27 protein-coding genes and 1 pseudogene are annotated in these 23,606 nt (G+C 38.2%); 25 read left to right on the top strand and 3 right to left on the bottom strand.

What is annotated here, in order from left to right; genetic code table 11:
• Positions 1–19 precede the first annotated feature (19 nt).
• The 20 genes from H9632_RS16525 (at position 20) to H9632_RS16430 (ending at position 16,691) form a co-directional block, all read left to right on the top strand.
• Positions 20–721, top strand: coding sequence for a demethylmenaquinone methyltransferase (locus tag H9632_RS16525; protein ID WP_191705172.1), 702 nt, complete (start codon positions 20–22; stop codon positions 719–721).
• Positions 722–743: 22 nt separating this feature from the next.
• Positions 744–1,718, top strand: a complete 975-nt coding sequence (gene hepT, locus H9632_RS16520; RefSeq protein WP_191705171.1) for a heptaprenyl diphosphate synthase component II — start codon at positions 744–746, stop codon at positions 1,716–1,718.
• A 111-nt stretch (positions 1,719–1,829) separates the two neighbouring features.
• Positions 1,830–2,249: a nucleoside-diphosphate kinase gene (gene ndk / locus H9632_RS16515; protein ID WP_191698168.1), complete on the top strand. Its 420-nt coding sequence runs from the start codon at positions 1,830–1,832 to the stop codon at positions 2,247–2,249.
• Between the two features lie 169 nt (positions 2,250–2,418).
• Positions 2,419–2,646: a hypothetical protein gene (locus tag H9632_RS16510; protein WP_191705170.1), complete on the top strand. Its 228-nt coding sequence runs from the start codon at positions 2,419–2,421 to the stop codon at positions 2,644–2,646.
• 18 nt (positions 2,647–2,664) lie between these two features.
• A complete protein-coding gene (locus H9632_RS16505) occupies positions 2,665–2,895 on the top strand; it encodes a hypothetical protein (protein WP_225223891.1) in 231 nt (76 codons plus the stop codon).
• Positions 2,896–2,975: 80 nt separating this feature from the next.
• Positions 2,976–3,746 (top strand): CheR family methyltransferase, encoded by a 771-nt coding sequence (locus H9632_RS16500; RefSeq protein WP_191705169.1) that lies wholly within the window; start codon positions 2,976–2,978, stop codon positions 3,744–3,746.
• A 250-nt stretch (positions 3,747–3,996) separates the two neighbouring features.
• Positions 3,997–5,178 carry a chorismate synthase gene (aroC, locus tag H9632_RS16495; RefSeq protein ID WP_191705168.1) on the top strand — a complete coding sequence of 394 codons (1,182 nt, stop codon included), beginning with the start codon at positions 3,997–3,999 and terminating at the stop codon, positions 5,176–5,178.
• Position 5,179: 1 nt separating this feature from the next.
• The gene (gene aroB / locus H9632_RS16490) at positions 5,180–6,271 is read left to right on the top strand and encodes a 3-dehydroquinate synthase (protein ID WP_191705167.1); all 1,092 of its coding nucleotides are present in this window, start codon (positions 5,180–5,182) and stop codon (positions 6,269–6,271) included.
• Complete coding sequence (aroH, locus tag H9632_RS16485; protein WP_191705166.1) at positions 6,268–6,630, top strand: chorismate mutase; 363 nt, start codon at positions 6,268–6,270, stop codon at positions 6,628–6,630. Before aroB ends, aroH begins: the two co-directional genes overlap by 4 nt.
• A 25-nt stretch (positions 6,631–6,655) precedes the next feature.
• Positions 6,656–7,756, top strand: coding sequence for a histidinol-phosphate transaminase (hisC, locus tag H9632_RS16480; protein ID WP_191705182.1), 1,101 nt, complete (start codon positions 6,656–6,658; stop codon positions 7,754–7,756).
• The gene (locus H9632_RS16475) at positions 7,753–8,850 is read left to right on the top strand and encodes a prephenate dehydrogenase (protein ID WP_191705165.1); all 1,098 of its coding nucleotides are present in this window, start codon (positions 7,753–7,755) and stop codon (positions 8,848–8,850) included. The genes hisC and H9632_RS16475 overlap by 4 nt, the downstream gene beginning before the upstream one ends.
• A gap of 56 nt (positions 8,851–8,906) precedes the next feature.
• On the top strand, positions 8,907–10,196 hold the full coding sequence (gene aroA, locus H9632_RS16470; protein ID WP_191705164.1) for a 3-phosphoshikimate 1-carboxyvinyltransferase: 1,290 nt from the start codon (positions 8,907–8,909) through the stop codon (positions 10,194–10,196).
• Positions 10,197–10,611: 415 nt separating this feature from the next.
• A complete protein-coding gene (locus tag H9632_RS16465) occupies positions 10,612–11,856 on the top strand; it encodes a tetratricopeptide repeat protein (protein ID WP_191705163.1) in 1,245 nt (414 codons plus the stop codon).
• Between the two features lie 12 nt (positions 11,857–11,868).
• Entirely contained in the window at positions 11,869–12,420 is a 552-nt protein-coding gene (locus H9632_RS16460) for a ReoY family proteolytic degradation factor (protein ID WP_408022386.1), read from the top strand.
• A gap of 67 nt (positions 12,421–12,487) precedes the next feature.
• Positions 12,488–12,931 (top strand): YpiF family protein, encoded by a 444-nt coding sequence (locus H9632_RS16455; protein WP_191705161.1) that lies wholly within the window; start codon positions 12,488–12,490, stop codon positions 12,929–12,931.
• Positions 12,932–13,097: 166 nt separating this feature from the next.
• Positions 13,098–13,604: a QcrA and Rieske domain-containing protein gene (locus H9632_RS16450; protein WP_191705160.1), complete on the top strand. Its 507-nt coding sequence runs from the start codon at positions 13,098–13,100 to the stop codon at positions 13,602–13,604.
• Between the two features lie 22 nt (positions 13,605–13,626).
• On the top strand, positions 13,627–14,301 hold the full coding sequence (gene qcrB, locus H9632_RS16445; protein ID WP_191698144.1) for a menaquinol-cytochrome c reductase cytochrome b subunit: 675 nt from the start codon (positions 13,627–13,629) through the stop codon (positions 14,299–14,301).
• Positions 14,302–14,340: 39 nt separating this feature from the next.
• A complete protein-coding gene (locus H9632_RS16440; protein WP_191705159.1) occupies positions 14,341–15,135 on the top strand; it encodes a menaquinol-cytochrome c reductase cytochrome b/c subunit in 795 nt (264 codons plus the stop codon).
• A 224-nt stretch (positions 15,136–15,359) separates the two neighbouring features.
• Complete coding sequence (locus H9632_RS16435) at positions 15,360–15,959, top strand: DUF1405 domain-containing protein (RefSeq protein ID WP_191705158.1); 600 nt, start codon at positions 15,360–15,362, stop codon at positions 15,957–15,959.
• A 51-nt stretch (positions 15,960–16,010) separates the two neighbouring features.
• Positions 16,011–16,691 carry a zinc metallopeptidase gene (locus tag H9632_RS16430; protein ID WP_191705157.1) on the top strand — a complete coding sequence of 227 codons (681 nt, stop codon included), beginning with the start codon at positions 16,011–16,013 and terminating at the stop codon, positions 16,689–16,691.
• 144 nt (positions 16,692–16,835) lie between these two features.
• Here the strand turns inward: H9632_RS16430 and H9632_RS16425 are convergent, their stop codons facing one another.
• The 3 genes and pseudogenes from H9632_RS16425 to H9632_RS16415 all read right to left on the bottom strand — a co-directional run bounded on the left by H9632_RS16425 (position 16,836) and on the right by H9632_RS16415 (position 18,621).
• On the bottom strand, positions 16,836–17,054 hold the full coding sequence (locus H9632_RS16425; RefSeq protein WP_191705156.1) for a transposase: 219 nt from the start codon (positions 17,052–17,054) through the stop codon (positions 16,836–16,838).
• 40 nt (positions 17,055–17,094) lie between these two features.
• Positions 17,095–17,379: pseudogene (locus H9632_RS16420) on the bottom strand (transposase); the annotation flags it as partial.
• A 375-nt stretch (positions 17,380–17,754) separates the two neighbouring features.
• Positions 17,755–18,621, bottom strand: a complete 867-nt coding sequence (locus H9632_RS16415) for a YitT family protein (RefSeq protein WP_191705155.1) — start codon at positions 18,619–18,621, stop codon at positions 17,755–17,757.
• A gap of 220 nt (positions 18,622–18,841) precedes the next feature.
• On the opposite strand from H9632_RS16415, the gene dapB reads away from it, so the two are divergent.
• The 5 genes from dapB to H9632_RS16390 all read left to right on the top strand — a co-directional run bounded on the left by dapB (position 18,842) and on the right by H9632_RS16390 (position 23,401).
• Positions 18,842–19,639: a 4-hydroxy-tetrahydrodipicolinate reductase gene (gene dapB, locus H9632_RS16410; protein ID WP_191705154.1), complete on the top strand. Its 798-nt coding sequence runs from the start codon at positions 18,842–18,844 to the stop codon at positions 19,637–19,639.
• 16 nt (positions 19,640–19,655) lie between these two features.
• Positions 19,656–20,060 carry a methylglyoxal synthase gene (mgsA, locus tag H9632_RS16405; protein WP_191705153.1) on the top strand — a complete coding sequence of 135 codons (405 nt, stop codon included), beginning with the start codon at positions 19,656–19,658 and terminating at the stop codon, positions 20,058–20,060.
• A gap of 87 nt (positions 20,061–20,147) precedes the next feature.
• Complete coding sequence (gene bshA, locus H9632_RS16400) at positions 20,148–21,299, top strand: N-acetyl-alpha-D-glucosaminyl L-malate synthase BshA (RefSeq protein ID WP_191705152.1); 1,152 nt, start codon at positions 20,148–20,150, stop codon at positions 21,297–21,299.
• Positions 21,244–22,440: a CCA tRNA nucleotidyltransferase gene (locus H9632_RS16395; protein ID WP_225223890.1), complete on the top strand. Its 1,197-nt coding sequence runs from the start codon at positions 21,244–21,246 to the stop codon at positions 22,438–22,440. The genes bshA and H9632_RS16395 overlap by 56 nt, the downstream gene beginning before the upstream one ends.
• Positions 22,418–23,401: a biotin--[acetyl-CoA-carboxylase] ligase gene (locus tag H9632_RS16390; protein ID WP_191705151.1), complete on the top strand. Its 984-nt coding sequence runs from the start codon at positions 22,418–22,420 to the stop codon at positions 23,399–23,401. Before H9632_RS16395 ends, H9632_RS16390 begins: the two co-directional genes overlap by 23 nt.
• Positions 23,402–23,606: the final 205 nt, after the last annotated feature.

The raw sequence follows: 23,606 nt of genomic DNA, 5'->3' as shown, positions 1-23,606 counted from the left end.
TTAGAAAGGTTTTGAAAAAATGGCAAAATCGAAAGAAGAACATGTTCATGAAGTGTTTGAAAACATTTCAGAAAACTACGATAAAATGAACTCCGTTATCAGCTTTCAAATGCATGTAGGATGGCGTGAAGATACGATGAAGCGTATGGCCGTTAAAAAGGGTTCCACATGCCTGGACGTATGCTGCGGTACTGCTGACTGGACTATTGCTCTTTCAAAGGCAGTAGGTGAAGAAGGTGTTGTAAAAGGGCTGGACTTTAGTGAGAACATGCTGAAAGTCGGTAAGCAAAAAACAGAAAATATTCAAAACATAGAGTTAATTCATGGAAATGCAATGGAGCTTCCATTTGAAGATAATACATTCGACTATGTAACGATTGGCTTTGGTTTGCGAAACGTACCTGATTATATGGAAGTATTGCGTGAAATGAATCGTGTTGTTAAGCCAGGGGGAATGGTAGTTTGTCTGGAAACTTCACAATCTGAAATACCGGTATATCGTCAACTTTTCCGTTTTTACTTTAACTATGTCATGCCGATTTTCGGGAAATTATTTGCAAAAAGCTATAAAGAATATTCATGGCTTCAGGAGTCGGCAAAAGACTTTCCTGGCATGAAAAAGTTAGCGCAAATGTTCCGCGAAGCTGGGTATGAAAATGTCACATATAAACCATATAGCGGTGGGGCAGCAGCTATGCACATGGGTTTTAAAAAGAAATAATAGTGGGAGTAGGTTTTGACGCGTGGAAAAGATGAAAATCAAAATGCTATATGCGGATATCAAATCAGATATAGAAATCATCGAAAACGAATTAGAACAAGCGTTGAATTCATCTTCACACTTATTGAATGATGCCTCTATTCATTTACTGCAAGCTGGTGGTAAACGAATTCGACCAGTATTTACGTTACTAAGTGCCAAATTTGGTGACTATAATATTGAGCGAATGAAAAATATCGCCGTCCCACTGGAATTAATTCATATGGGATCATTAGTACATGATGATGTGATTGATGATTCAGATATGCGTCGCGGACGGGAAACGGTAAAAGCGCAGTGGAATAACCGTGTAGCGATGTATACAGGGAATTTTATATTTGCACGTGCATTGGAATATGTAACAAGCATTGAAAATCCGAGGGCACATCAAATATTAGCGAAAACAATGGTAGAACTAGTAAATGGTGAAGTCATTCAAATCGAGGATAAGTTTCGTTTAGATCAAAATTTGAAAGATTATTTCCGTCGTATTAAACGAAAAACAGCGTTGTTAATCGAGTCAAGCTGTGAATTAGGTGCAGTAGTGAGCGGTGCTGATGAGAAAACAGTGCGCCACCTAAAGCGATACGGATATTTTGTAGGCATGAGCTTTCAAATAGTAGATGATATTTTAGATTTCACAGCAACAGATAAACAGCTCGGAAAACCGGCTGGAAGTGATTTAATGCAAGGAAATGTTACATTGCCTATTTTATTAATGAAGGACAATCCATTACTTGCACCATACTTAGCAAAAGTATCAACGACGGGATTAACTGAGCAGGAGCGTCAAAATATGCTTGCACTCGTACGTAATTCGGATGCGATAAAAGAAGCGACTAAAATCAGTAATCTATACTTAAAAAAAGCATTAAAAGAAGTAGAGGCATTACCCAATCATCCGATGAAGAAAAAGTTGCGAGATATTGCTCTATTTATGGGCAAGCGAAAATCCTGAATATGCACCAAATTATAGCCAAATCTAATATTTGTTGCAGTTTGAGTAGGATTTTGGTAATATTTATCGGTAGGTGTAAAACCTTTTACTCAAATTTAGGGAGTGTTTATAATGGCAATCGAAAAAACATTTTTAATGGTTAAACCAGATGGCGTAGAACGTCAAGTGATTGGTGATATCGTAGATCGTTTTGAGCGTCGCGGTTTTGTAATGCGCGGAGCAAAATTAATGTCACCAACTCGTGAATTAGCTGAAAAACACTATGCAGAGCACGCTGAGCGTCCTTTCTTCGGTGAATTAGTAGACTTCATTACTTCAGGTCCAGTATTCGGTATGGTTTGGGAAGGCGAAAACGTTATCCAATTATCTCGTATCATGATGGGTGCTACAAAGCCAGAAGAATCAGCTCCTGGTACAATCCGCGGTGACTACGCTGTAACTTTATCTCACAACGTAATCCACGGTTCTGACTCTTTAGCTTCTGCTGAACGTGAAATCGGTTTATGGTTCCCAGAAGGCTTAGCTGAATAATTAGAACATACATTAAGCCATCACTTTTTAAGTGGTGGTTTTTTTCATTTGTTAATTTAACCAAATCCTGAAAATAATTAAAAATTAAGGATGTTTAAGTGCTATAATAATTTTAATAATGAAACTATTTTCCCGCATAATTCGTAATAGGAATAAAGGAGTGACATAAATGTTTTGGACTATGATTACAATTATCGCTGTCGTTGGAATTCTTACAGATACGTATACGAGAAACAAAAAAATTGACCTAAAGCGTCTAGACAAAGAAATTGAGCTTGAAAAACTTCGATTGGAAAATTACGATAAAGAAACAGCCAAGATGAAGTTAGAACTAGAACATACGAAACAAATTTTAATTGAAAACGAATCATCGAGCAGCAAGCAAAATATTTTTTAAGGGAGCGTAATGTGACGAATGGAAGATATTATTATTATCTGTATAATTTTTGGTTCAGGAGCTTTAATTTCTTTAACGGCGATTCTTACAGCCCATAAACGATCTACCTTGAAATTACAGATTAAAATGTTGGAAAAAGAGACACAACTTGAACAAATCCGTTTACAAAGCTATGATTCTGAAACGGAAAAAATGAAGCTTGAGCTCGAACAGTCAAAACAGCTTTTGCTCGATAGACGCACTGAATAGCCTTTATGCACAAAATCTGTTTCGGGAAGTAGGATTTTCGGCTATAATAGGCATACGTTAGATGAGGGGAAAGATGGACAATGTCAGATTATGTTCAATTTATAAATGGCATTAAGCGCAAAACGGGCATTGATCTAGCTCTATATAAAGAAGCGCAGATGAAACGCCGGTTAACATCATTGTATGAAAAGAAAGGCTTCGGAAACTTCGTTGATTTTCTTTCGGCTCTGGAAAAAGATCGGGACTTGATGAATGAATTTTTGGATCGCATGACAATCAATGTTTCTGAATTTTATCGAAATGGTAAGCGTTGGGAAGTATTACAAAATAAAATTTTCCCTTTATTGCTACAATCGAATAAACGTTTAAAAATATGGAGTGCAGCCTGCTCCACAGGTGAAGAGCCTTATAGCTTAGCAATGGTACTATCTCATCATTTGCCTTTATCTCAAATAAATATTTTGGCAACGGATTTGGATGAAAATGTACTCCAAAAAGCAAAATTGGGACTGTATCCCGAGCGTTCTCTTGCAGAGGTACCGAAGCCAATACAAGCAAAGTACTTTAACCAGGAAGAACAATTCTATAAAGTTAAAGATGAAATTAAACGTACAGTTACTTTTAAGAAACACAATTTATTGAAGGATAACTATGAGTCTAATTTTGACTTGATTGTTTGTAGAAACGTGATGATTTACTTTACAGAAGAAGCAAAAGATCAAATTTATGCTAGCTTTAGTAAAGCATTGCGATCAGGCGGAATATTATTTGTTGGGTCAACTGAGCAGATTTTTAATCCAGCCAAATATGACCTTGAAGTTGAGGATACATTCTTTTACCGAAAAAAATAATATACCTTTTTGAAAATGTTGAAGACTGCTGTGGAATACTTTTAAAGCTACATATTAATGCGCTTTTCGTATAATATAGCGAAAAGTGTATTTTTGTTTTATTTGCTTATAATTGTGCCGATTATTAGTTGGAACGTTCAGAATATTCTAAAATGACATATTAGTTAGGTGAATCAGTACTGTTATTTAGTATAAAATATGTTATAGTGAAAAATACATACTTTAGCGAGTTGAAGGGAGAAAGCGTTTAATGCGTTATTTAACAGCAGGTGAGTCACACGGACCACAACTAACAACAATTATTGAGGGGTTGCCTTCATTATTACCGATTACCGCAGAAAAGGTCAATTATGATTTAAAACGTCGTCAAGGAGGCCATGGTCGCGGACGCCGCATGCAGATTGAAACTGATACTGTAGAAATTGTTTCGGGAGTTCGTCACGGTAAGACGTTAGGTTCTCCAGTTGCGTTAGTAGTAACGAATGATGACTGGAAGCATTGGACAAAAATCATGGGCGCAGAAGAATTGCCGGAAGATATTGATCCATCTGAGATCAAACGCCAAATTTCACGTCCACGTCCAGGACATGCGGACTTAGTAGGTGGAATGAAATATGGTCATAGAGATTTACGTAACGTGTTAGAACGCTCGAGCGCTCGTGAAACGACGGTTCGGGTGGCAGTCGGATCTGTTGCAAAAGCATTGCTAAATGAACTAGGCATATCAATTGTTGCACATGTAACTGAAATTGTAGGCATCAAAGCGGATCAGAACTTATTGGAAGGCAAATCAGCAGACGAAATACGCGCAATTGTTGAACAGGATCCTTGCTACTGTGTAGATCCGGAAGCTTCGGCGAAAATGGTGGAAGCAATTGATGAAGCCAAACAGGCCGGTGATTCAATAGGTGGTGTCGTTGAAGTCATTGTAGAAGGTTTGCCAGCTGGTATCGGATCATATGTACATTACGACCGTAAATTAGATTCAAAGCTTGCAGGAGCTATGTTAAGCATCAATGCATTTAAAGGTGTTGAGTTTGGAATCGGATTTGAAATGGCACGTAAAAAGGGATCGGAAGTACATGATGAAATTTTATGGGATGAGGAAAAAGGCTATACTCGTGCAACAAATCGTCTAGGCGGTCTTGAAGGCGGTATGTCTACAGGTATGCCGATTGTTGTAAGAGGGGTAATGAAGCCAATACCTACATTATATAAACCATTGCAAAGTGTCGATATCGAAACGAAAGAGCCTTTCAAAGCAAGTGTTGAGCGCTCTGACAGCTGTGCAGTGCCAGCAGCGTCGATTGTGGCCGAACATGTTATTGCCTGGGAAATTGCTAAGGCGATTGTAGAACAGTTCCATAGTGATCAGTTGCCGCAGCTAAAAGCACAATTAGATGAAATGCGACAGTATACAAAGGGGTTTTAATATGAAGATTCCAGTTCGGGCTGCATCTCACTCGTACGATGTAACGATTGGGAAGGGCATATTGAAAGAAGCAACGACAGCACTTGACTACTTATTTGCAAAGGCAGATAAAATAGTAGTGCTGACAGATGAAAATGTTTGGCATTCACAGAAGGACTATTTTGAAGCCAACTTTCCGCATGCATACCATCTCCATGTAATGCCAGCGGGGGAAACGTGTAAAAGCTTTGAAAACTATAATACCGTACAAACATTTTTATTAGAACAAAAATGTACACGGAAGTCTCTTATTATTGCGTTTGGTGGTGGCGCGGTAGGTGATTTGGCGGGATTTGTTGCCTCGACTTATATGCGGGGCATTCCGTTTATCCAAGTGCCGACTACAATTTTGGCTCATGATTCAGCGGTTGGAGGAAAAACAGCAATCAATCATGCCCTCGGGAAAAATATGATTGGTGCATTTTATCAGCCGGAAGCAGTTATTTATGACATTACGTTTTTACATAGTTTAAATGAAAAAGAAGTACGCTCAGGGATGGCAGAAGTAATTAAGCATGCTTTAATTTCAGATGCGCAATGGGTTGAGGAGCTTTTGGAAGGCGAATTTGTAACGCAACTTCCGGAAGAGACGTTGGTTAACTATTTAGCGCATGGCATACAAGTAAAAGCGAAGATTGTTGAGCAGGATGAAACAGAACAATCTGTACGTAAATTTTTAAATTTAGGTCATACGTATGGGCATGCAATTGAAGCTGCAGCAGGCTATGGTCGAGTGGCACATGGCGAAGCTGTCATGATTGGTCTTCTGTATACTTTACTTTTAAGTGAACAATACGGTAAGGTAAACCATCAATTTACGAAGCGCTTTTTGCAGTTTGCTTTAGAGAACGGCTATCCTTTTGAAGCAGTCCATGAATTTACATTTGAACAGTTAACAGAGTATTTATTGAAAGATAAAAAAGTAGACTACGGACAATTACAGTTCGTATTGCTAGATACAATCGGTCATCCATTCGTTCAAAAAGTTGAACTTGAAAAATGTGAACAGATTGATCAACAATTAAGAGCATTACTGGAGGAGGTGCAACAATGATTCGTGGAATACGTGGGGCAATAACAATTGCTGAAGATAAAGCTGAATACGTATGGGGTGAAACAGCGAGACTTGTAAAAGAAGTTGCCAAGCAAAACAATATTGAACCGGAAAATATTGCATCTGTTACAATTTCAACAACACCCGATATCCATTCTGCCTTTCCTGCAAAGTCAGTACGCACAATGCCAGGGTGGCAGTTTGTACCGATAATGTGTATGCACGAGATGGATGTACCTGGTGCGTTGCCATTATGTATACGCGTTTTGTTGCACGTTAATACAAATACACCACAGCATGAAATCTGTCATGTCTATTTAGAGGACGCAGTAAAATTACGACCAGATTTAGTGAAATAATCGCCAGTTAGAGGAGACGTTAATGATGAAGTGGAAACAACAGTTATTTGGCATGAAAGCTTACCAACCGGGAAAACCGATTGAAGAAGTAAAAAAACTTTTCGGATTGGATGAAGTTATAAAGCTCGCTTCCAATGAAAATCCCTTTGGCAGTTCCCCAAAGGTGCGACAATTTTTACAGGCGCAACAATCAAATCATGCGATATACCCAGATGGCTATGCACAAAGCTTACGCACATCTTTAGCGAACTTTTATAGTGTTGAGGAAAAGGAATTGATTTTAGGAAATGGTTCTGATGATTTAATTGCTATTATAACGCGAGCATTATTATATCCAGGCGTGAATACCGTGATGGCGGATTTATCTTTTTCTCAGTACTGGCATAATGCGGACATTGAAGGTGCAGAAGTGCGTAAAGTCCCTTTGAAAGAAGGTGTGCATGATTTGGATGCGATGCTCGCTGCCATTGATGATAAAACATCGGTCGTTTGGGTTTGCAATCCGAATAATCCTACAGGAACAATTGTGACGGATGAAGCATTAAGTGCATTTTTAACGAAAGTACCTAAAGATGTTTTTGTAGTGTTAGATGAGGCTTACATTGAATATGTAAATGATAAAACCTATAAGGATACACTGCATTATTTCCGAGAATATCCGAATTTAATTTTACTTCGCACGTTTTCAAAAGCTTACGGTTTGGCATCATTCCGTGTGGGATATGGTATTGCTCAAGCAGAAGTTATTGCAAAGTTGGACCCAGTACGTGCGCCATTTAACAATACAGTTCTAAGCCAGCAGGTTGCGCAAATTGCTTTACAAGATCAGGAGTTTATTGCGAGCTGTCGTGAAGCGAATGAAATCGGCAAAAAACAATATGTGGCATTTTGCGAGCGTCATGGATTAAACTATTTCCCATCTCAAACAAACTTTATTATGTTCGAAGTGAAGGCGGATAGTAACGTAGTGTTTGAAGAAATGATGAAGCGCGGATTTATTATCCGCAGTGGTGCCGCACTTGGGTTGGAAGGTTATATACGAGTTACGATTGGGACAGAAGCTCAAAACGCGAAGTTTTTACAATTGCTTGAAGATGTATTAACAGAACAAGGAGTATTTGCATGACACGTAATGTTTTCGTAATCGGATTAGGGCTAATAGGTGGTTCAGTTGCGTTAGCTCTTCAAAAGGCTCCGCGTACGAAAGTGTATGGCTACGACTACCATGAACAAACGAGACAATTAGCTAGCACATTAAAGGTTGTACACGAAGTTGTAGAAGATCCGGCTGAATTTGCAAAAGAGGCAGATGTTATTATTTTTGGTACACCTGTAAACGTGACACTCCAGTTTATGGAGCAGTTAAAATCATGGGAATTGAAGAAAAGTGTCATTATTACCGATACCGGTAGTACGAAGACACAAATTATGGACAAGGCAAAAGAACTGAAAGAATTAGGCATTACGTTTATCGGGGGGCATCCGATGGCAGGCTCCCATAAAAGTGGGATTACTGCTGCGAAGCCTTATCTGTTGGAAAATGCCTATTATATGCTAACACCAAATGAAGGCGAAGAAATCGAAAAGCTAGCAATGCTTGATAATTTGCTGAAGTTTACGTTAGGGAAAATGGTTGTTGTAGATGCGAAAATCCATGATCATATGACAGCTGTTGTTAGTCATTTTCCGCATATCATCGCTGCATCACTTGTACATCAATTGAATTTCGAAAAGAAATCCTATCCAATGACATCCTCTTTGGCAGCGGGAGGTTTTCGTGATATTACGCGCATTGCTTCATCAAATCCCGCATTATGGCGTGATATTACGTTGCAAAACCGAAAAGAGCTTGTCGGACAGCTTGATACTTGGCTTGATGAAATGAATCGTGTTCGTCAGTTATTGGATAATGGTGATGAAAAGGCAATTGAAGCGTATTTTAGCGATGCACGTGATGTTCGTGACAGCCTGCCAATCGCTAACGGAGCATTGTATATGCCCTATGATTTATATGTAGACATCCCCGATTATCCAGGTGTTATTTCGGAAGTGACGGGCTTTTTGGCAGAAGATAATATAAGTATTACAAATATACGCATTGTCGAAACACGAGTTGACGTATTCGGTATTTTAGTAATCAGCTTCCAAACAAATGAAGACCGTGAGCGTGCAGCACAATGTATTGCACAGAAGGCAAAGTACGATACGTATATTTCATAAGGACACATCTCGCTTTTAAAAGGCGGGATGTATTTTTCTAAGGAGGGATTCGGAGCATGAGTTCAAAAAAGTTACAATATGAACAGGTGTCATTACAAGGGAACATTACAGTACCGGGGGATAAATCCATTTCACATCGCTCGGTTATGTTCGGCTCAATTGCAAAAGGCAGGACAACAGTAACCGGCTTTTTATTAGGTGAAGATTGCTTGAGTACGATTGACTGCTTTAAAAAATTAGGTGTTGAAATTGAAGTAGACGGAACAAATGTGACAATAGACAGTCCAGGTATTGATAATTGGACAGAACCGAAAGAAGTATTATACACAGGGAATTCAGGTACAACCACACGATTAATGCTCGGCATTTTATCAGGTACCTCGCTACATACAGTTATGACAGGCGATGCTTCAATTGGAAAACGTCCAATGCGCCGTGTAGCCGATCCGCTTCGTTTAATGGGTGCACAAATTGCAGGTCGGGAAAACGGGCAATATACACCACTTGCGATTCAAGGTAGTCCATTACAAGCGATTGATTACACTATGCCTGTAGCAAGTGCACAAGTAAAGTCGGCTATCCTATTAGCAGGGCTTCGGGCGCAAGGTACGACCATTGTTCGAGAAAGTGAAGTATCCCGTGACCATACAGAGCGTATGCTACGTCAGTTTGGTGCAAACGTAACGGTGATAGACGGAGTTGTGTCATTTGAAGGTGGGCAAGAGCTAACGGGGACACATGTGAACGTACCAGGCGATATTTCATCAGCAGCCTTTTTCTTGGTAGCGGGCGCCGTTACTACTAATAGCCACATTGAACTGCAAAACGTAGGGGTCAATGAAACACGGGACGGAATCCTGCAAGTGCTTCAAAATATGGGTGCCAATATGACAATCGAAATCGATGATGCAAATGCAGCAGAACCCACTGCAACCATTACAATTGAAACATCGCAACTTACAGGCACAGTAATTGAGGGGGCAATTATCCCTCGTCTAATCGACGAAATTCCAATTATCGCTCTGTTGGCAACACAAGCAGCGGGTAAAACGGTTATTAAAGATGCTGAAGAACTAAAGGTAAAAGAAACAAACCGCATCGATGCAGTTGTGAATGAGCTGAAAAAACTAGGTGCCAATATTGAAGCGACAGATGGTGGAATGATTATTGAAGGTCCAACGAAATTAACTGGAGCTTCCTTAAAAACATACGGTGATCACCGAATCGGTATGATGGGTGCTGTAGCTGCATTAATTGCAGACGGAGAAGTTACACTGGATGACGCAGACTGTATCGCGGTTTCCTACCCTACATTTTTTGAACATTTGAATAGATTATCGAAATAAAAGGAAAGCGGCAAAATTGTCGCTTTCCTTTAAATTTTCAAGAGCCTATAACTACTGATGATTCTATGTATACTATAAAGTATCAATGATTTCATTAACAAAAAAATCCATATGCAATTGGACTATTAAAGCCATTCGCCGTCCATTTGCGATGAAAATGAAGAAAGAGCACATTGGAATGTTGATACTGTCCGAGGAACTTGCGTGTATACTATATGAAAATAATTAATAGAACATTGTGTTGTCTCTAGTTTAAGTTGTATGCTAGGGGCAATTTTTTTAGAAATATGATATTTAGGAAGGTTTAAAAGTTTGATTTCAATAAATAATGATATATGGCAAAGCTTTTCCTTGAGAAGCGCCATTCAGTCATGTAGCATAAATATTGAAAACAAAAGAAAAAGGTGAACGACTTATGGAACAATTACTACAGGCGATTCAAGAAGGTAATTTAGAGCAAGTAAATACTCTTCTTGAATCATTTTTAATGGAGGCTGAACCAGCAGCACAATATGAAGTTGCAGAGGCACTAATGCATTATGGATTTTTAAATGAAGCAGACAAAGTTTTCGAGCATTTACAATTTTTATTTCCGGAGGAAGCTCAGATTTCAATTGATCGCGCAAGCGTTTTAATAGAAATGGGTGAAGAGGATAATGCGCTCGATTTACTGATGGGTATTGCAGATGATGCACCAGAATATCCACAGGCGCTTTTAGTTTTAGCAGATTACTATCAAATGCAAGGGTTATTTGAAGTAGCGGAACAGCGTATTAATGAAGCATTACAGATTTTGCCTCATGAGCCTTTACTGCAATTTGCGAAAGCAGAATTATTATTCGAAACTGGGAGATTTTCTGAAGCAGTTCGTATATATGAAGAACTCTACACAATTGACAAAAAATTTGCTGGTATAATATTAGCCCAACGCCTTGCAGAGGTTTACCGTGCCGGAGCAGGATATGAACGAGCGTTGGATTATTATATGGAGGCATTGGAAGAAGAAGTAACAGCCGATTTACTATTTGGCTCAGCCTATGCTGCATTCCAAACAGAAAAATATGAACTCGCTATAAAACAATTGGAAGATTTAAAGGAGCTTGATCCGGATTATTTCTCAGCCTACTTATTGTTAGCGGAAAGCTATGCAATGCTTGAAGACAATGACCGAGCACTTAAGGCTATAAAAGAGGGCTTAAAACGCGATGAGTATGACAAGTCATTGTATTTATTTGCCGGGAAGATGGCGATTAAAAACAGTAAGATACAGGAAGCAACTGAATATCTGCATGAAGCGATTGCATTAGATCCGGAATATATGGAGGCAATTTTAATATTAATGTCGGTATATAGTACAGAACAGCGCTTTGAAGAAATTATTTCACTATATGAACAGCTGCAGCAAAATGAATTTGAATGGGTCGCGCTCTATCCATTTGTTGCCAATGCCTATAATGAAGAAGAACAGTTTGAAAAAGCATACGAAATTTATAAAGAGGCATATAATGAATTTAAAGATGATGTTGAATTCTTGGAGAAATATTATCTGTTTTTAGTTGAGGATGGTAAACGTGAGGAAGCGAAAAAAGTTGTGGAGCGACTTGTACAATTACAACCTTCAGAACAACAATGGACTGATTTATTAGAACGCTTTGAGTAAAGGGAGGATTGCATGTTGACCTATTTCGTACCACTGAATGATAAAAAGCTATTCATCAGATGGTTTTTGAAAAATTTCCAATTAAAAAGGCGTGAAGGGGTATGGATATTAAATTACTTATTAAGTAATGATGAATTGTTGGAAAATGTTCACTTCGTTGATGAAGCACACTATTGTCCACGGTCTATCGTTATGTCGACAATTGAGACGACGAGTATCCCTTTTAGATTTTATAAAGAAAATATTATGACATCCGATGCAGAGAAAGCCTTTCATGATCTACGCATCAATGCACATGAATCTATCTACTTTCAATTGAATTTCCCTAGCATTCCGCCAGATCCTTTGTATTTGGCGGTGCTGGAAGAAAACCCATATGTACCTAAAGACTTGTTTATAAGTGAGAAAGACCGTTTAGCAGCGCAACGTTTGTTGGAGAATAGCGTATTGGAGTTTCAGGAACAACAGCTTTTGAGAGAGATTGATGAGGCGCTGGATGCAGGAGATAAAGACCGCTTTTTCGAGTTGTCCAATTTACTGCAGGCGTTGAAATATACGAAGTGACTATAACTATCAAAAAAATACTTATTGCCTATTTTCGTAGTCTTCAAAAGACCCAGGAGGAATAAAAATGAACTTTAAAGTAACTGATGTAGAACAATTCCAGGCACAAAAGCAATTTATCGATACCGCTATTGTTCCTCTTTTACAATTGGATTTTGCAGAGCAAGGAATGAAACAAAGCAGTTCTGCTGGAGAATATTTAATGTCATTAACAAATTTTATCGAACAGCAATTCAAGGGCCGTATTATGCTATTACCACCGTTTTCCTATACAGTTAACACTAAATCTGAAACTTTGCCTACGACAATTGAACAAGAATTAAAGGATGCAGGATTTAAATCTATCATTTTTGTAACTTGTGACCATAGTTGGACAGAATTTAAAGAATTTTTAAATATTATTTGGTTGCCTCCAATCCCCCTTGAATCTATGGATAAATCAGTAAAACAACGTATATTGGAAGATCAATTGAAACAAGTTATCCCAAATTTAACAAATATATGGGTATAATTACGCTCTATTTCCTTCATTAAATGTTCACAAACTACACATATGGAAATGAATGCTATATTGACCAACTTATTCAGTTGATATATCATAGATATGTCCTAGTTATTTACTATTTTTAAAAGTATATGTCCGTTGGACTGACCTTTTAGTAAGAGGGGGGAAAAGGATGAGTAAGAATCGAGTTACAAGACGTCAATTTTTAACGTATACGATTACTGGCGTAGGTGGATTTATGGCTGCAGGTATGTTAATGCCGATGGTTCGTTTTGCAATTGACCCAATTCTTCAAACGAAAGAAGAAGGGGATTTTGTACAAACAAGTCAAAAAGCTGCTGAAATTACAGAAGTTCCAGTAAAAGTTGACTTCTCGTATGAACAAACAGATGGTTGGTATAAATCAGAGGTTGCCGATGCAGCTTGGGTTTACAGAGAAGGCGACCAAATCGTCGCAATATCACCTGTATGTAAGCATTTAGGTTGTACTGTAAACTGGGCAAGTGATCCAACACACCCAGATCAGTTCTTCTGTGCATGTCACGCGGGACGTTATGAGAAATCAGGTGTAAACGTAAAAGGTACACCACCACTTGGACCACTAGATATGTTTGAAGTGGCAGAAAATGATGGCTTCTTAATGCTTGGGAAAAAAATCGCAAACACACACAGTAACTAAATAAGTTAGGGGGTACGACACAGTGCTAAATAAAATTTATGATTGGGTCGATGAACGTTTAGATATTACTCCTATTTGGCGTGATATTGCCGACCACGAAGTGCCAGAGCACGTTAACCCTGCCCATCACTTTTCAGCATTCGTTTACTGTTTCGGGGGATTGACTTTCTTCATTACAGTTATTCAAATTCTATCAGGTATGTTCTTAACGATGTACTATGTACCAGACGTAGAAAATGCTTGGAAATCAGTTTACTATTTACAAAACGAAGTAGCATTCGGTGAAATCGTTCGTGGTATGCACCATTGGGGGGCATCTCTAGTAATCGTTATGATGTTCTTACATACACTTCGTGTATTCTTCACAGGTTCGTATAAGAAACCACGTGAGTTAAACTGGTTAGTTGGTGTAGGTATTTTTGCAATAATGTTAGGTTTAGGTTTCACAGGGTATTTATTACCATGGGATATGAAAGCGTTATTTGCAACTAAAGTAGGTATCGAAATTGCTGCATCTGTTCCGTTTTTAGGAGAAATAATAAAAACACTTTTAGCTGGGGATTCTACAATTATTGGTGCGCAAACATTAACTCGTTTCTTTGCAATTCATGTATTCTTCTTACCAGCAGCACTATTTGCTTTATTGGCAGTTCACTTTATTATGATCCGCCGCCAAGGTATTTCAGGACCTCTATGATCTGAAACCAATTGTATGATTTTTTAAGGAGGGGACACTATGCAACGCGGAAAAGGTATGAAGTTCGTAGGGGATTCACGTGTAAAAGCGAATAACCGTATGCCGAACGTGCCGAAAGATTATACCGAATATCCAGGGAAAACAGAAGCTTTCTGGCCTGACTTCTTATTAAAAGAATGGATGGTTGGAGCAGTTTTCTTAATCGGTTATTTACTACTAACTGTCGCACATCCTTCACCACTTGAGGGTCCGGCAGATCCAACTAATGCATCTTATATTCCGTTACCGGACTGGTATTTCTTATCGATGTACCAATTATTAAAATATACTTATGCATCTGGTCCATATAATGTAATTGGAGCTATGGTTATTCCAGGTATTGCATTTGGTGCATTAGCATTAATACCGTTTTTAGATACAACACCTGAACGTCGCCCGTCAAAACGCCCATTACCGACAGCTTTCATGTTGTTAGCAGTAGCAGCACTTATTTATACAACTTGGGAATCTGTACAAGCAACTGATTGGGATGCGGTAGATGCGCAAGGTGAAATTACTGACAAACATTTAGGGCTATTGCCAGATGTTGAAGTTGACGAAACTTCTGAAGGCTATGAAATCTACCAAGCACAAGCTTCATGTATTGGCTGTCACGGTGGAGACTTAGCTGGTGTATCAGGTCCAATGCTTTTAGGCAATGAATTAACAGCTGAAGAGGTACAAGAAGTAATTGTGAATGGCCGTGGTGGTATGCCAGCTGGAACATTTACAGGTACTGATGAAGAGCTTCAAGTTTTAGCTGAATTTATTGCGGGATTAAAAGAAGCAGAATAATATTATTTAACTTAGAGAGAGTCAGAATTCTGACTCTCTTTTTTTATAAATAGATTACTAGGAAAACTTCAATAGAATTAAAGACTTTCATTAATTATTTCAAAATTAAAGGAAAATTTTGCTTCTCTCCTAAAGCACGTTTATAATAAAAGACGTGCATTGTTTATGTAAGTTGCACAAAATACATATGAAATGAAGATTTATTAGGAAAAGAAGGAGAAAAAATGAAAGCATATATCATGCAGTTATGGTATTTAATGAATCATCGTGCCTTTTTAAGCATTTTGCTTATTATTAACTTATTCGGCACAATTTACGGTTACTATTGGTATAAAGGGCAGCTTGCAGCTACAGATCCGATTTATTATATTTTCGTACCAGATTCTCCAACTGCGAGTCTATTTTTCTGCTTTGCCATTATCGGTTGGCTATTTGGGAAAAATTACAAATTAATGGAAGTGCTCGCACTTATTACACTCATTAAATATGGCTTATGGGCTGTTGTAATGAATCTTCTTACATTGGCGGAAACAGGGGAATTAGGTGCAGCTGGATGGATGCTTGTGGCATCGCATTTCTTAATGGCTGTTCAGGCAGTGCTATATTTACCGAAATATCGCTTTAAAATGTGGCACGTTATGGTTGGTGCGATTTGGACGCTGCATAATGACGTAATTGATTATTTATTTGGTCAAATGCCATTTTACCGCGTGATTAACCAATATCCAAGTGAAATTGGCTATTTCACATTTTGGCTATCTATTGCATGTATATTGCTCGCTTTTTTAGAAAGTCGCAAGCGCGAATATTTGCAACAACAGTAAAAAGCCTTTAAAATTAAAGAGAATTGAAAGATATAGAAAGGGAGTTCGGAAATGGGAATGTATATCGTTTATTTTATCATCATTATGCTCTTGCCGTTGTATGCACAAATGAAGGTAAAAAGTACGTATAAGAAATTTGCAAAAGTTCCTGCTGAAAAGGGTATGACAGGAGCACAAGTAGCACGTTACATTTTAGACCAGCACGGCTTAACAGATGTGCGTGTCGTACCAACACAAGGTTTTTTAGCGGACCACTATAATCCCGCAACTAAAACAGTTGCGTTATCAGAAGATAACTATCACAACTCTTCAATCGCGGGGACAGCTGTAGCAGCGCACGAAGTAGGTCACGCAATGCAACACGCAGATGCATATTCATTTTTAACATTACGCTCAAAATTAGTGCCAGTGGCTAGTATTTCATCAAACATGTCTTGGATTTTCGTGTTAATTGGTATTTTTGCATCGTCTTCAGGTTTCCTTTTATTAGGTATTGCATTATTGGCAGCAGGTGTTGTATTCCAACTAGTAACGCTACCAGTCGAATTTGATGCATCAAATCGAGCAATGAACGAAGTTGTTTCGTTAGGTATTATTAATAATACTGAAGAACGTTCTGCACGCAAAGTATTAAATGCAGCGGCAATGACATATGTTGCAGCAGCAGCTGTAGCAGTAATGGAGCTATTACGTTTAATCTTAATTTACACAGGCATGAATTCAGACGATTAATAATGAATACTGACTGGGACATAACGAGTTTCAGTCCACAAAAAAAGAGGCTGGGACAGAATTAGTTCCAGTTCACGCAAAAAGAGAAATTGCACAATGCAATTTCTCTTTTTGCGCTTTATAAAGAAAATATTCGGAGAGGTTTTATTCTCTTACCGCATACTTCCTTAAATTTGTGGCCATTAATGCCAAGCCTATTTCATTAGTAACCTTCGATTTTCCGCGAACAGAAAATCGACTGAAACACAAATTAGCCTTCAAGAATCCAAAAACTGGTTCCACGTCAATTTTACGATGAGGATAAATGGCAGCCGTTTTTTCTTCTGAAAGCTTCGCTCTTACTTCTTCTTTTTGTTTTTCCAATTCTCATTAATCATGAGTCTACGATTTTTACCTTCCGCAGTGGCTCATATCCTTGGGCAAGCCACATCATACGTAAACTATCTCTTGTCAGATCCTCTATTTTTCTCCCTGAAAAGGTGGATTGCGTGTAACCACATAGAATCAACTTCAACATCATACGTGGATGATACGATGGGCAACCGGTATGGTGAATGAAAGGAGCGAAAGCTTCGTTTGGAATGCTTTCGACCAAATGGTGGAGGGAAAAGGCAATATCATTTTTATGTAACTTTACTTCTAAATCTAGCGGGAAAATAAGTTGATTCATGTTATAATCTTTAAACATAGGGACACTTCTTTCGTTTAAAATTTGGTGGTAGGATACTTAAAGTTTAACAGAGAATGTCCTTTTTTCATGCCTGAAATTATGCAGAGATTTACTTGATATAGAAAGAAAATTAGTTGTTCGGAGTGAAGGAGGCGACTCCCAGGGGACAAGCACGTGGGAGAGACTACAGGCTCGAGCCGTGCCCCCAGGAAAGCGTCCGCCGTAACGGAGAACAACGGCTACGAAGTAGGCACAATAAGAAAGCCGTTCAAATTTTACTCATCGTAAAATTTGAACGGCGTTTGATTTTGAGGCGGGTTTTGTCCCAGCTCCTTTTTTTTACGATCAGCCCATACCTGATTTAGGTGAGGGTAGTCTCAGTGCTAGGCCATTTTAGTCTAGCGGCTGTTTTTTATCGTCTAATGTAAAGCCTTCACCGGATACATCATGAACATCCATAATTGTAACGAAGGCATGAGGGTCAATAGAATGAACAATGGATTTTAACCTTACAAGCTCACTACGTGAAACGACACAATACAGAACATTACGGTGTTCTTTCGTAAAGTGGCCATGCCCATCAAAAATTGTTACACCACGATCCATATTTTTTGTAATTAAATCTGCAATTTCATCAGAATGTAAGGAAATAATAAATGCACCTTTTGCAGAATAAGCCCCTTCCTGAACAAAATCAATCACGCGGCCTCCTACATAGACAGCTACTAATGTATACATCATCGACCGAGCATCTAAAAACGTCATCCATGAAAGAATAATAACAAAAAAATCAAAGCCGAACATTGTTTTCCCCATACTCCAGCCAAAATATTTATGGGCAAGTCGAGCTAAAATATCTACGCCACCGGTTGTCCCGCCAAAGCGGAAAACAATACCTAAACCGATGCCGACAAATACTCCAGCGAATAAGGACACAAGAAATAAATCATCCTTCAAATTCATATTGAATTCATAGATTTGAAAGATCTTTAAAAAGACAGATACGCCGAGTGTGCCGATAATTGTATAAATAAATGATTTTTTACCGAGCAATTTCCAACCTAGAATAAACATTGGTATATTTAATAGTAAATTCATTAATGCTGGGTCCCAATTTAGTGTAAAATATAAGATAAGTGTAATACCACTAAATCCACCTTCACCGAGCTGGTTTTGCATATTAAAATGAACAAAGCCAAAACTAAAGAGGGCGGAACCGATGAGGATCCCGATTATATTTTTTATTTTTATTCCTTGCATTGTCATCCTCCTATAATCTATTGTGAAAGAAAATATGTGTCGAAGCAGGAAAAAGGCTACATCGTTTATTATGTTTGATTTCGATGTATTTGACAACAGTGTGACTAATACGAATCATTGTTGATGGGCTGTTAACACTATTATTGAAAAATTATTATGATTATAGTCAAATTAAAATTGAAATATGGCATTAACTAAAGGTCAAAGGAGTTTTTATGTAATGACAATTAAAGTCGCAATTGCTGGAGCACGAGGTAAAATGGGTATGGAGGCAGTTCATACGATAATTAAAAATGAAGGCATGGAATTGGTTGCTGCCCTAGATTACAAAGAAGTTGGCACAACGCTTGCAGCATTGGATGAGTTTCCAAAGCAATATGAAGTTCCAATTTATACAAATTTCCCGGAACTTGTTAGAGATACAAAGCCGGATGTGCTTGTTGATTTAACGAATCCACATTTTGTTTATGAAAGAACAAAACAAGCATTATTACATAATGTACGACCGGTTGTTGGGACAACTGGCTTTACAGATGAGCAGCTTGAGGAATTGCAGCAAATTGCAAAAGACAAAGAAATAGGCTGTATTATTGCTCCGAATTTTGCCATTGGAGCAATATTAATGATGAAGTTCGCCAAAGATGCTGCGAAATATTTCCCGGATGTAGAAATTATAGAAATGCATCATGATCAAAAGCTCGATGCACCGTCTGGTACGGGTATTAAAACTGCACAAATGATTAGTGAAGTTAGGAATTCAAAAGAACAAGGTCATCCAGATGAAAAGGAAACACATAATGGTGCAAGAGGCGCAAACTTTGAAGGGATGCATATTCATTCCGTTCGCCTACCTGGTTTAGTCGCTCATCAACAAGTATTGTTTGGTGGTACAGGTGAATTATTAACAATTCGTCATGACTCTTTAAATCGAGGAAGCTTTATGGGTGGAGTTACATTTAGTATTGAAAAAGTTATGAATTGTAATACATTAATATACGGATTAGAGAACATCATTTAGAAATGAGTTGAGATTTATGAAAATTGCATTAATTGCACATGATCGAAAAAAGGATAATTTAATTCAATTTGCCATTGCATACCGAGATATTTTGGAAGAGCATGATCTGTATGCTACAGGTACTACTGGCACAATGATTGAAGCTGAAACAGGGCTTGACCTTACAAAGTTTCGTTCGGGCCCATTAGGGGGAGATCAACAAATAGGTGCCATGATAGCGAACAATGATATGGATATGGTTTTTTTCTTCCGTGATCCATTGACTGCCCAGCCACATGAGCCGGATGTTATGGCATTAGTGCGATTATGTGATTTATATCATATTCCTCTCGCGACAAATATGGGGACTGCTGAAATTTTACTAAAGGGTTTGCAGGAAGGTTTTGTAGATTGGCGCATTTTAGCGGAACGCAGAAAATAGTGAATAATGTAATCATGCTAAAGCATAATTGCGGTAAAATATTTACTAACGAAAGTTAATCGTATTGTTGAGAGGATGGGGAGACTAATGAAAAAACTTAAAATTGGTATTACATGTTACCCGACAGTTGGAGGTTCTGGTGTTATCGCAACAGAACTTGGAAAAATGCTAGCGGAACGGGGACATGAAATTCACTTTATTACATCGAGCGTACCATTTCGGCTTAATAAAATTTATCCAAATGTTTTTTTCCATGAAGTTGAAGTAAATAATTATTCAGTATTTCAATACCCACCATACGATATTGCATTAGCAAGCAAAATGGCCGATGTTATTAAGGAAGAAAAACTAGATATATTACATGTGCATTATGCAATTCCTCATGCTGTTTGTGCAGTACTGGCAAGACATATGAGTGGGGAAAATTTCGGGATTGTCACGACTCTTCATGGAACGGATATTTCAGTTTTAGGTGAAGATTCGACATTAGCTCAGGCTATTAAATATGGAATTGATTGTTCGGATGCTGTGACGGCTGTTTCTGAATCACTTAAACAGCAGACATATGCCTTAATAGATACGAAGCAAACAATCGATACAATTTATAATTTTGTCGATGACAATGTGTTTAAACCGGTGGATCCAGGAAATTTAAAAGAGCAGTTTGGGATATTGCCACATGAAAAAGTAATCATTCATATTTCCAATTTCCGCAAAATCAAAAATTTACCTGATATTGTTGATTCATTTTTGAAAATTCGAGAAAAAATGCCTGCTAAATTACTGTTAGTTGGTGATGGACCTGAAAAGCATCGTGTAACAGACCTTGTTAAATTATCACCATATAAGGATGATATTTTATTTTTAGGGAAACAGGAAAATATCACCGAGCTCTTTGCGATTAGTGATTTAAAATTACTGCTTTCTGAGAAGGAATCTTTCGGTTTAGTACTATTGGAGGCAATGGCATGTGGAGTCCCTGGAATCGGTACAGCGATTGGTGGTATTCCAGAAGTGATTAATCATGGGGTAAATGGCTATTTAGTTCCTCTTGGCGATACACAATCAGTCGCAGATTATGCTGTTGATTTATTACAGGATGAAGTAAAACATGAGGCATTCAGATTGGCAGCATTACAGGCAGTAAAAGAACAATTCCATGAATCGAAAATGGTTGAACAATATGAACGAATTTATGAAAGAGTGGCACAAGAAAAAAATGCACTGGCAAGCAGCTAAGAAAGTTATCAACACAATTGAGCAGGCAGGATTTGAAGCGTTTATAGTAGGTGGGGCAGTCCGAGATTATTATTTAAAAAAAGAAAATAATGATGTTGATATTGCGACAAGCGCATTACCAGAAGAAATTCAGGCGATTTTTCACCATACGATTGACGTAGGGATAGCCCATGGTACTGTGCTTGTCCTTGATTTTGGGGAACCCATTGAAGTGACGACATATCGGACTGAATCCGGTTATAGTGATCACCGTCGTCCGGATACCGTTCATTTTGTCCGCAACTTAAAAGAAGATTTAAAGCGCCGAGATTTTACGATGAATGCTATGGCACTTAGCAAATCAGGCGACTATATTGATTATTATAATGGACGTCAACATATTGATAACAAAGTAATTTGCGCTGTCGGTGAGCCGCTTCAGCGATTTGAAGAAGACGCACTTCGAATGCTGCGCGCTATTCGATTTGCCTCACAGCTCCAATTCTCGATTGAATATCAAACTTTGCAGGCCATTCATCAAAAAGCATCTACCATCTCATATATTTCAATCGAACGAATTCAAGTGGAACTTTCAAAAATCTTTACGTCCAAACATGCCCAAATGGGAATTGAATATATTGAGAATACTTCATTAAGCAACTATTTACCTGGTAAATTCAATACTCATAGTTGGACAGGGTTTTATTCAGAAGACCGGCAAGTTGGATGGGCGTACTTTTGTTTAGTAAATGAGAGTGACCTTTCTTTACTTTCGGCGTATCGCTGTTCAAACAAGGATAAACTGTTTACAAAGAGTATTTTAGGTGCATATGAAAGCCTACTGAATGGCATGCCACCGATTGATTTATTGCGCTATGATTTATCTATGTTAAAAACTGCTTGTCAATTTGCAGAATGGCAAAATAAAGTTCTGCCTTTTTCTTTTGATGATTTAGCTGATCGGAAAAGCACATTACCGATACAGCACATAAATGAACTTGCCATTTCGGGCAGGGATCTAATGGAATGGTCGTCAAAAAAGCGTGGTGCGTGGATTAAACAGACTTTGGATACCGCGATTTTGGCTGTCTTAAATGGAGAAGCTAATAATGATAAACAACAATTAAAGGAATGGTTTCATGCATTTCACGATGAAGGATGAAATATTAAAACGTTTTTTAAATGCGAACGGAGAACCGATTTCAGGGCAAGCTTTAGCAGATGAGCTACAAGTATCACGAACTGCTATTTGGAAACACCTGCAAACATTGAAACAAGAAGGCTATGAGTTTGATACAGTAAAAAAAAGAGGTTATAAGCTTGTGACAGTGCCTGATAAAGTCGATATGGGTCAATTACAACAATTTTTAAAAACAAAGCGATATGGTCGACAGGTGCATTATTTTGAAAGTGTTGAATCAACACAGCTTGTTGCCCATGAGCTTGTAAGAGAAGGTGGACCAGATGGTACCGTTATAATTGCAGAGCATCAAACGGCAGGACGTGGACGCATGATGCGTGAGTGGGAATCATCGGAAGGGAAAGGCATCTGGATGACAATTATTATCCGCCCTGAAATTGCCCCCCATCAAGCCCCGCAATTTACACTTGTTACAGCGGTAGCAGTTGTAAATGCCATGAAAGCTATGTTTAAAAATTTTACTCCTGAAATTAAATGGCCCAATGATATTTTAGTCAATGGTAAAAAAACAACGGGGATTTTAACAGAGATGGTTGCAGAAGCAGATCGTATTCAAGCTTTGTTAATTGGTATCGGAATCAATGTAAATCAGCAAATGGATGATTTTCCTGAGCCTCTGCAGTCAATTGCAACCTCGATTGCAATCGAAGAAGGTGAGCCAATTGAGCGTGTACATCTAGTCGCAAATGTGCTTGATTTTTTAGAGCACTATAGTGATATGTATGTGAAAAATGGCTTTGGTTTCATTAAAACACTTTGGGAAGATTCTTCCGGTACGATAGGGAAAAGAGTAAAAGCAACGACTTTACGGGAAGTTGTTGAAGGAGAGGCAATCAGTATAACTGAAAACGGTGTTCTTCAAATTCGTCAGGCTAACGGCGAAGTAAAAGGTATATACTCTGCCGATATCGAAATATTGTAAATAAATATGCTGTACGTTTTCTTCCAAAATTGTTATAGTAGCTCTAGGACAGTATCAACTAAGAACTGTACCTATTTTGCTAGTCTACTATAAAATTATCTGCTTTGATCTACACAAGACAGAGACGGAAGAAAACACACGCTGTAATTAGATTCATTTCATTTTTTTTATTACAAAAAAGTATGAAATGTATTTCATTTACTTA

Origin of the sequence: Solibacillus merdavium (genome assembly GCF_014836935.1) — a bacterium.
In the GTDB taxonomy this organism is placed as follows: domain Bacteria; phylum Bacillota; class Bacilli; order Bacillales_A; family Planococcaceae; genus Solibacillus; species Solibacillus ferritrahens.
The sequence above is the reverse complement of the archived record's forward strand: the minus strand, read 5'-3'. Positions and strand labels throughout refer to the sequence as shown.

What these genes read in the sequence shown, in the direction of transcription:
- H9632_RS16525 (WP_191705172.1), top strand. Translation starts at nt 20, where the DNA reads ATGGCAAAATCGAAAGAAGAACATGTTCATGAAGTGTTTGAAAACATT.
- ndk (WP_191698168.1), top strand. Translation starts at nt 1,830, where the DNA reads ATGGCAATCGAAAAAACATTTTTAATGGTTAAACCAGATGGCGTAGAA.
- H9632_RS16510 (WP_191705170.1), top strand. Translation starts at nt 2,419, where the DNA reads ATGTTTTGGACTATGATTACAATTATCGCTGTCGTTGGAATTCTTACA.
- H9632_RS16505 (WP_225223891.1), top strand. Translation starts at nt 2,665, where the DNA reads ATGGAAGATATTATTATTATCTGTATAATTTTTGGTTCAGGAGCTTTA.
- H9632_RS16500 (WP_191705169.1), top strand. Translation starts at nt 2,976, where the DNA reads ATGTCAGATTATGTTCAATTTATAAATGGCATTAAGCGCAAAACGGGC.
- aroC (WP_191705168.1), top strand. Translation starts at nt 3,997, where the DNA reads ATGCGTTATTTAACAGCAGGTGAGTCACACGGACCACAACTAACAACA.
- aroB (WP_191705167.1), top strand. Translation starts at nt 5,180, where the DNA reads ATGAAGATTCCAGTTCGGGCTGCATCTCACTCGTACGATGTAACGATT.
- aroH (WP_191705166.1), top strand. Translation starts at nt 6,268, where the DNA reads ATGATTCGTGGAATACGTGGGGCAATAACAATTGCTGAAGATAAAGCT.
- hisC (WP_191705182.1), top strand. Translation starts at nt 6,656, where the DNA reads ATGAAGTGGAAACAACAGTTATTTGGCATGAAAGCTTACCAACCGGGA.
- H9632_RS16475 (WP_191705165.1), top strand. Translation starts at nt 7,753, where the DNA reads ATGACACGTAATGTTTTCGTAATCGGATTAGGGCTAATAGGTGGTTCA.
- aroA (WP_191705164.1), top strand. Translation starts at nt 8,907, where the DNA reads ATGAGTTCAAAAAAGTTACAATATGAACAGGTGTCATTACAAGGGAAC.
- H9632_RS16465 (WP_191705163.1), top strand. Translation starts at nt 10,612, where the DNA reads ATGGAACAATTACTACAGGCGATTCAAGAAGGTAATTTAGAGCAAGTA.
- H9632_RS16460 (WP_408022386.1), top strand. Translation starts at nt 11,869, where the DNA reads ATGTTGACCTATTTCGTACCACTGAATGATAAAAAGCTATTCATCAGA.
- H9632_RS16455 (WP_191705161.1), top strand. Translation starts at nt 12,488, where the DNA reads ATGAACTTTAAAGTAACTGATGTAGAACAATTCCAGGCACAAAAGCAA.
- H9632_RS16450 (WP_191705160.1), top strand. Translation starts at nt 13,098, where the DNA reads ATGAGTAAGAATCGAGTTACAAGACGTCAATTTTTAACGTATACGATT.
- H9632_RS16440 (WP_191705159.1), top strand. Translation starts at nt 14,341, where the DNA reads ATGCAACGCGGAAAAGGTATGAAGTTCGTAGGGGATTCACGTGTAAAA.
- H9632_RS16435 (WP_191705158.1), top strand. Translation starts at nt 15,360, where the DNA reads ATGAAAGCATATATCATGCAGTTATGGTATTTAATGAATCATCGTGCC.
- H9632_RS16430 (WP_191705157.1), top strand. Translation starts at nt 16,011, where the DNA reads ATGGGAATGTATATCGTTTATTTTATCATCATTATGCTCTTGCCGTTG.
- H9632_RS16415 (WP_191705155.1), bottom strand. Translation starts at nt 18,621, where the DNA reads ATGCAAGGAATAAAAATAAAAAATATAATCGGGATCCTCATCGGTTCC.
- dapB (WP_191705154.1), top strand. Translation starts at nt 18,842, where the DNA reads ATGACAATTAAAGTCGCAATTGCTGGAGCACGAGGTAAAATGGGTATG.
- mgsA (WP_191705153.1), top strand. Translation starts at nt 19,656, where the DNA reads ATGAAAATTGCATTAATTGCACATGATCGAAAAAAGGATAATTTAATT.
- bshA (WP_191705152.1), top strand. Translation starts at nt 20,148, where the DNA reads ATGAAAAAACTTAAAATTGGTATTACATGTTACCCGACAGTTGGAGGT.
- H9632_RS16395 (WP_225223890.1), top strand. Translation starts at nt 21,244, where the DNA reads ATGAACGAATTTATGAAAGAGTGGCACAAGAAAAAAATGCACTGGCAA.
- H9632_RS16390 (WP_191705151.1), top strand. Translation starts at nt 22,418, where the DNA reads ATGCATTTCACGATGAAGGATGAAATATTAAAACGTTTTTTAAATGCG.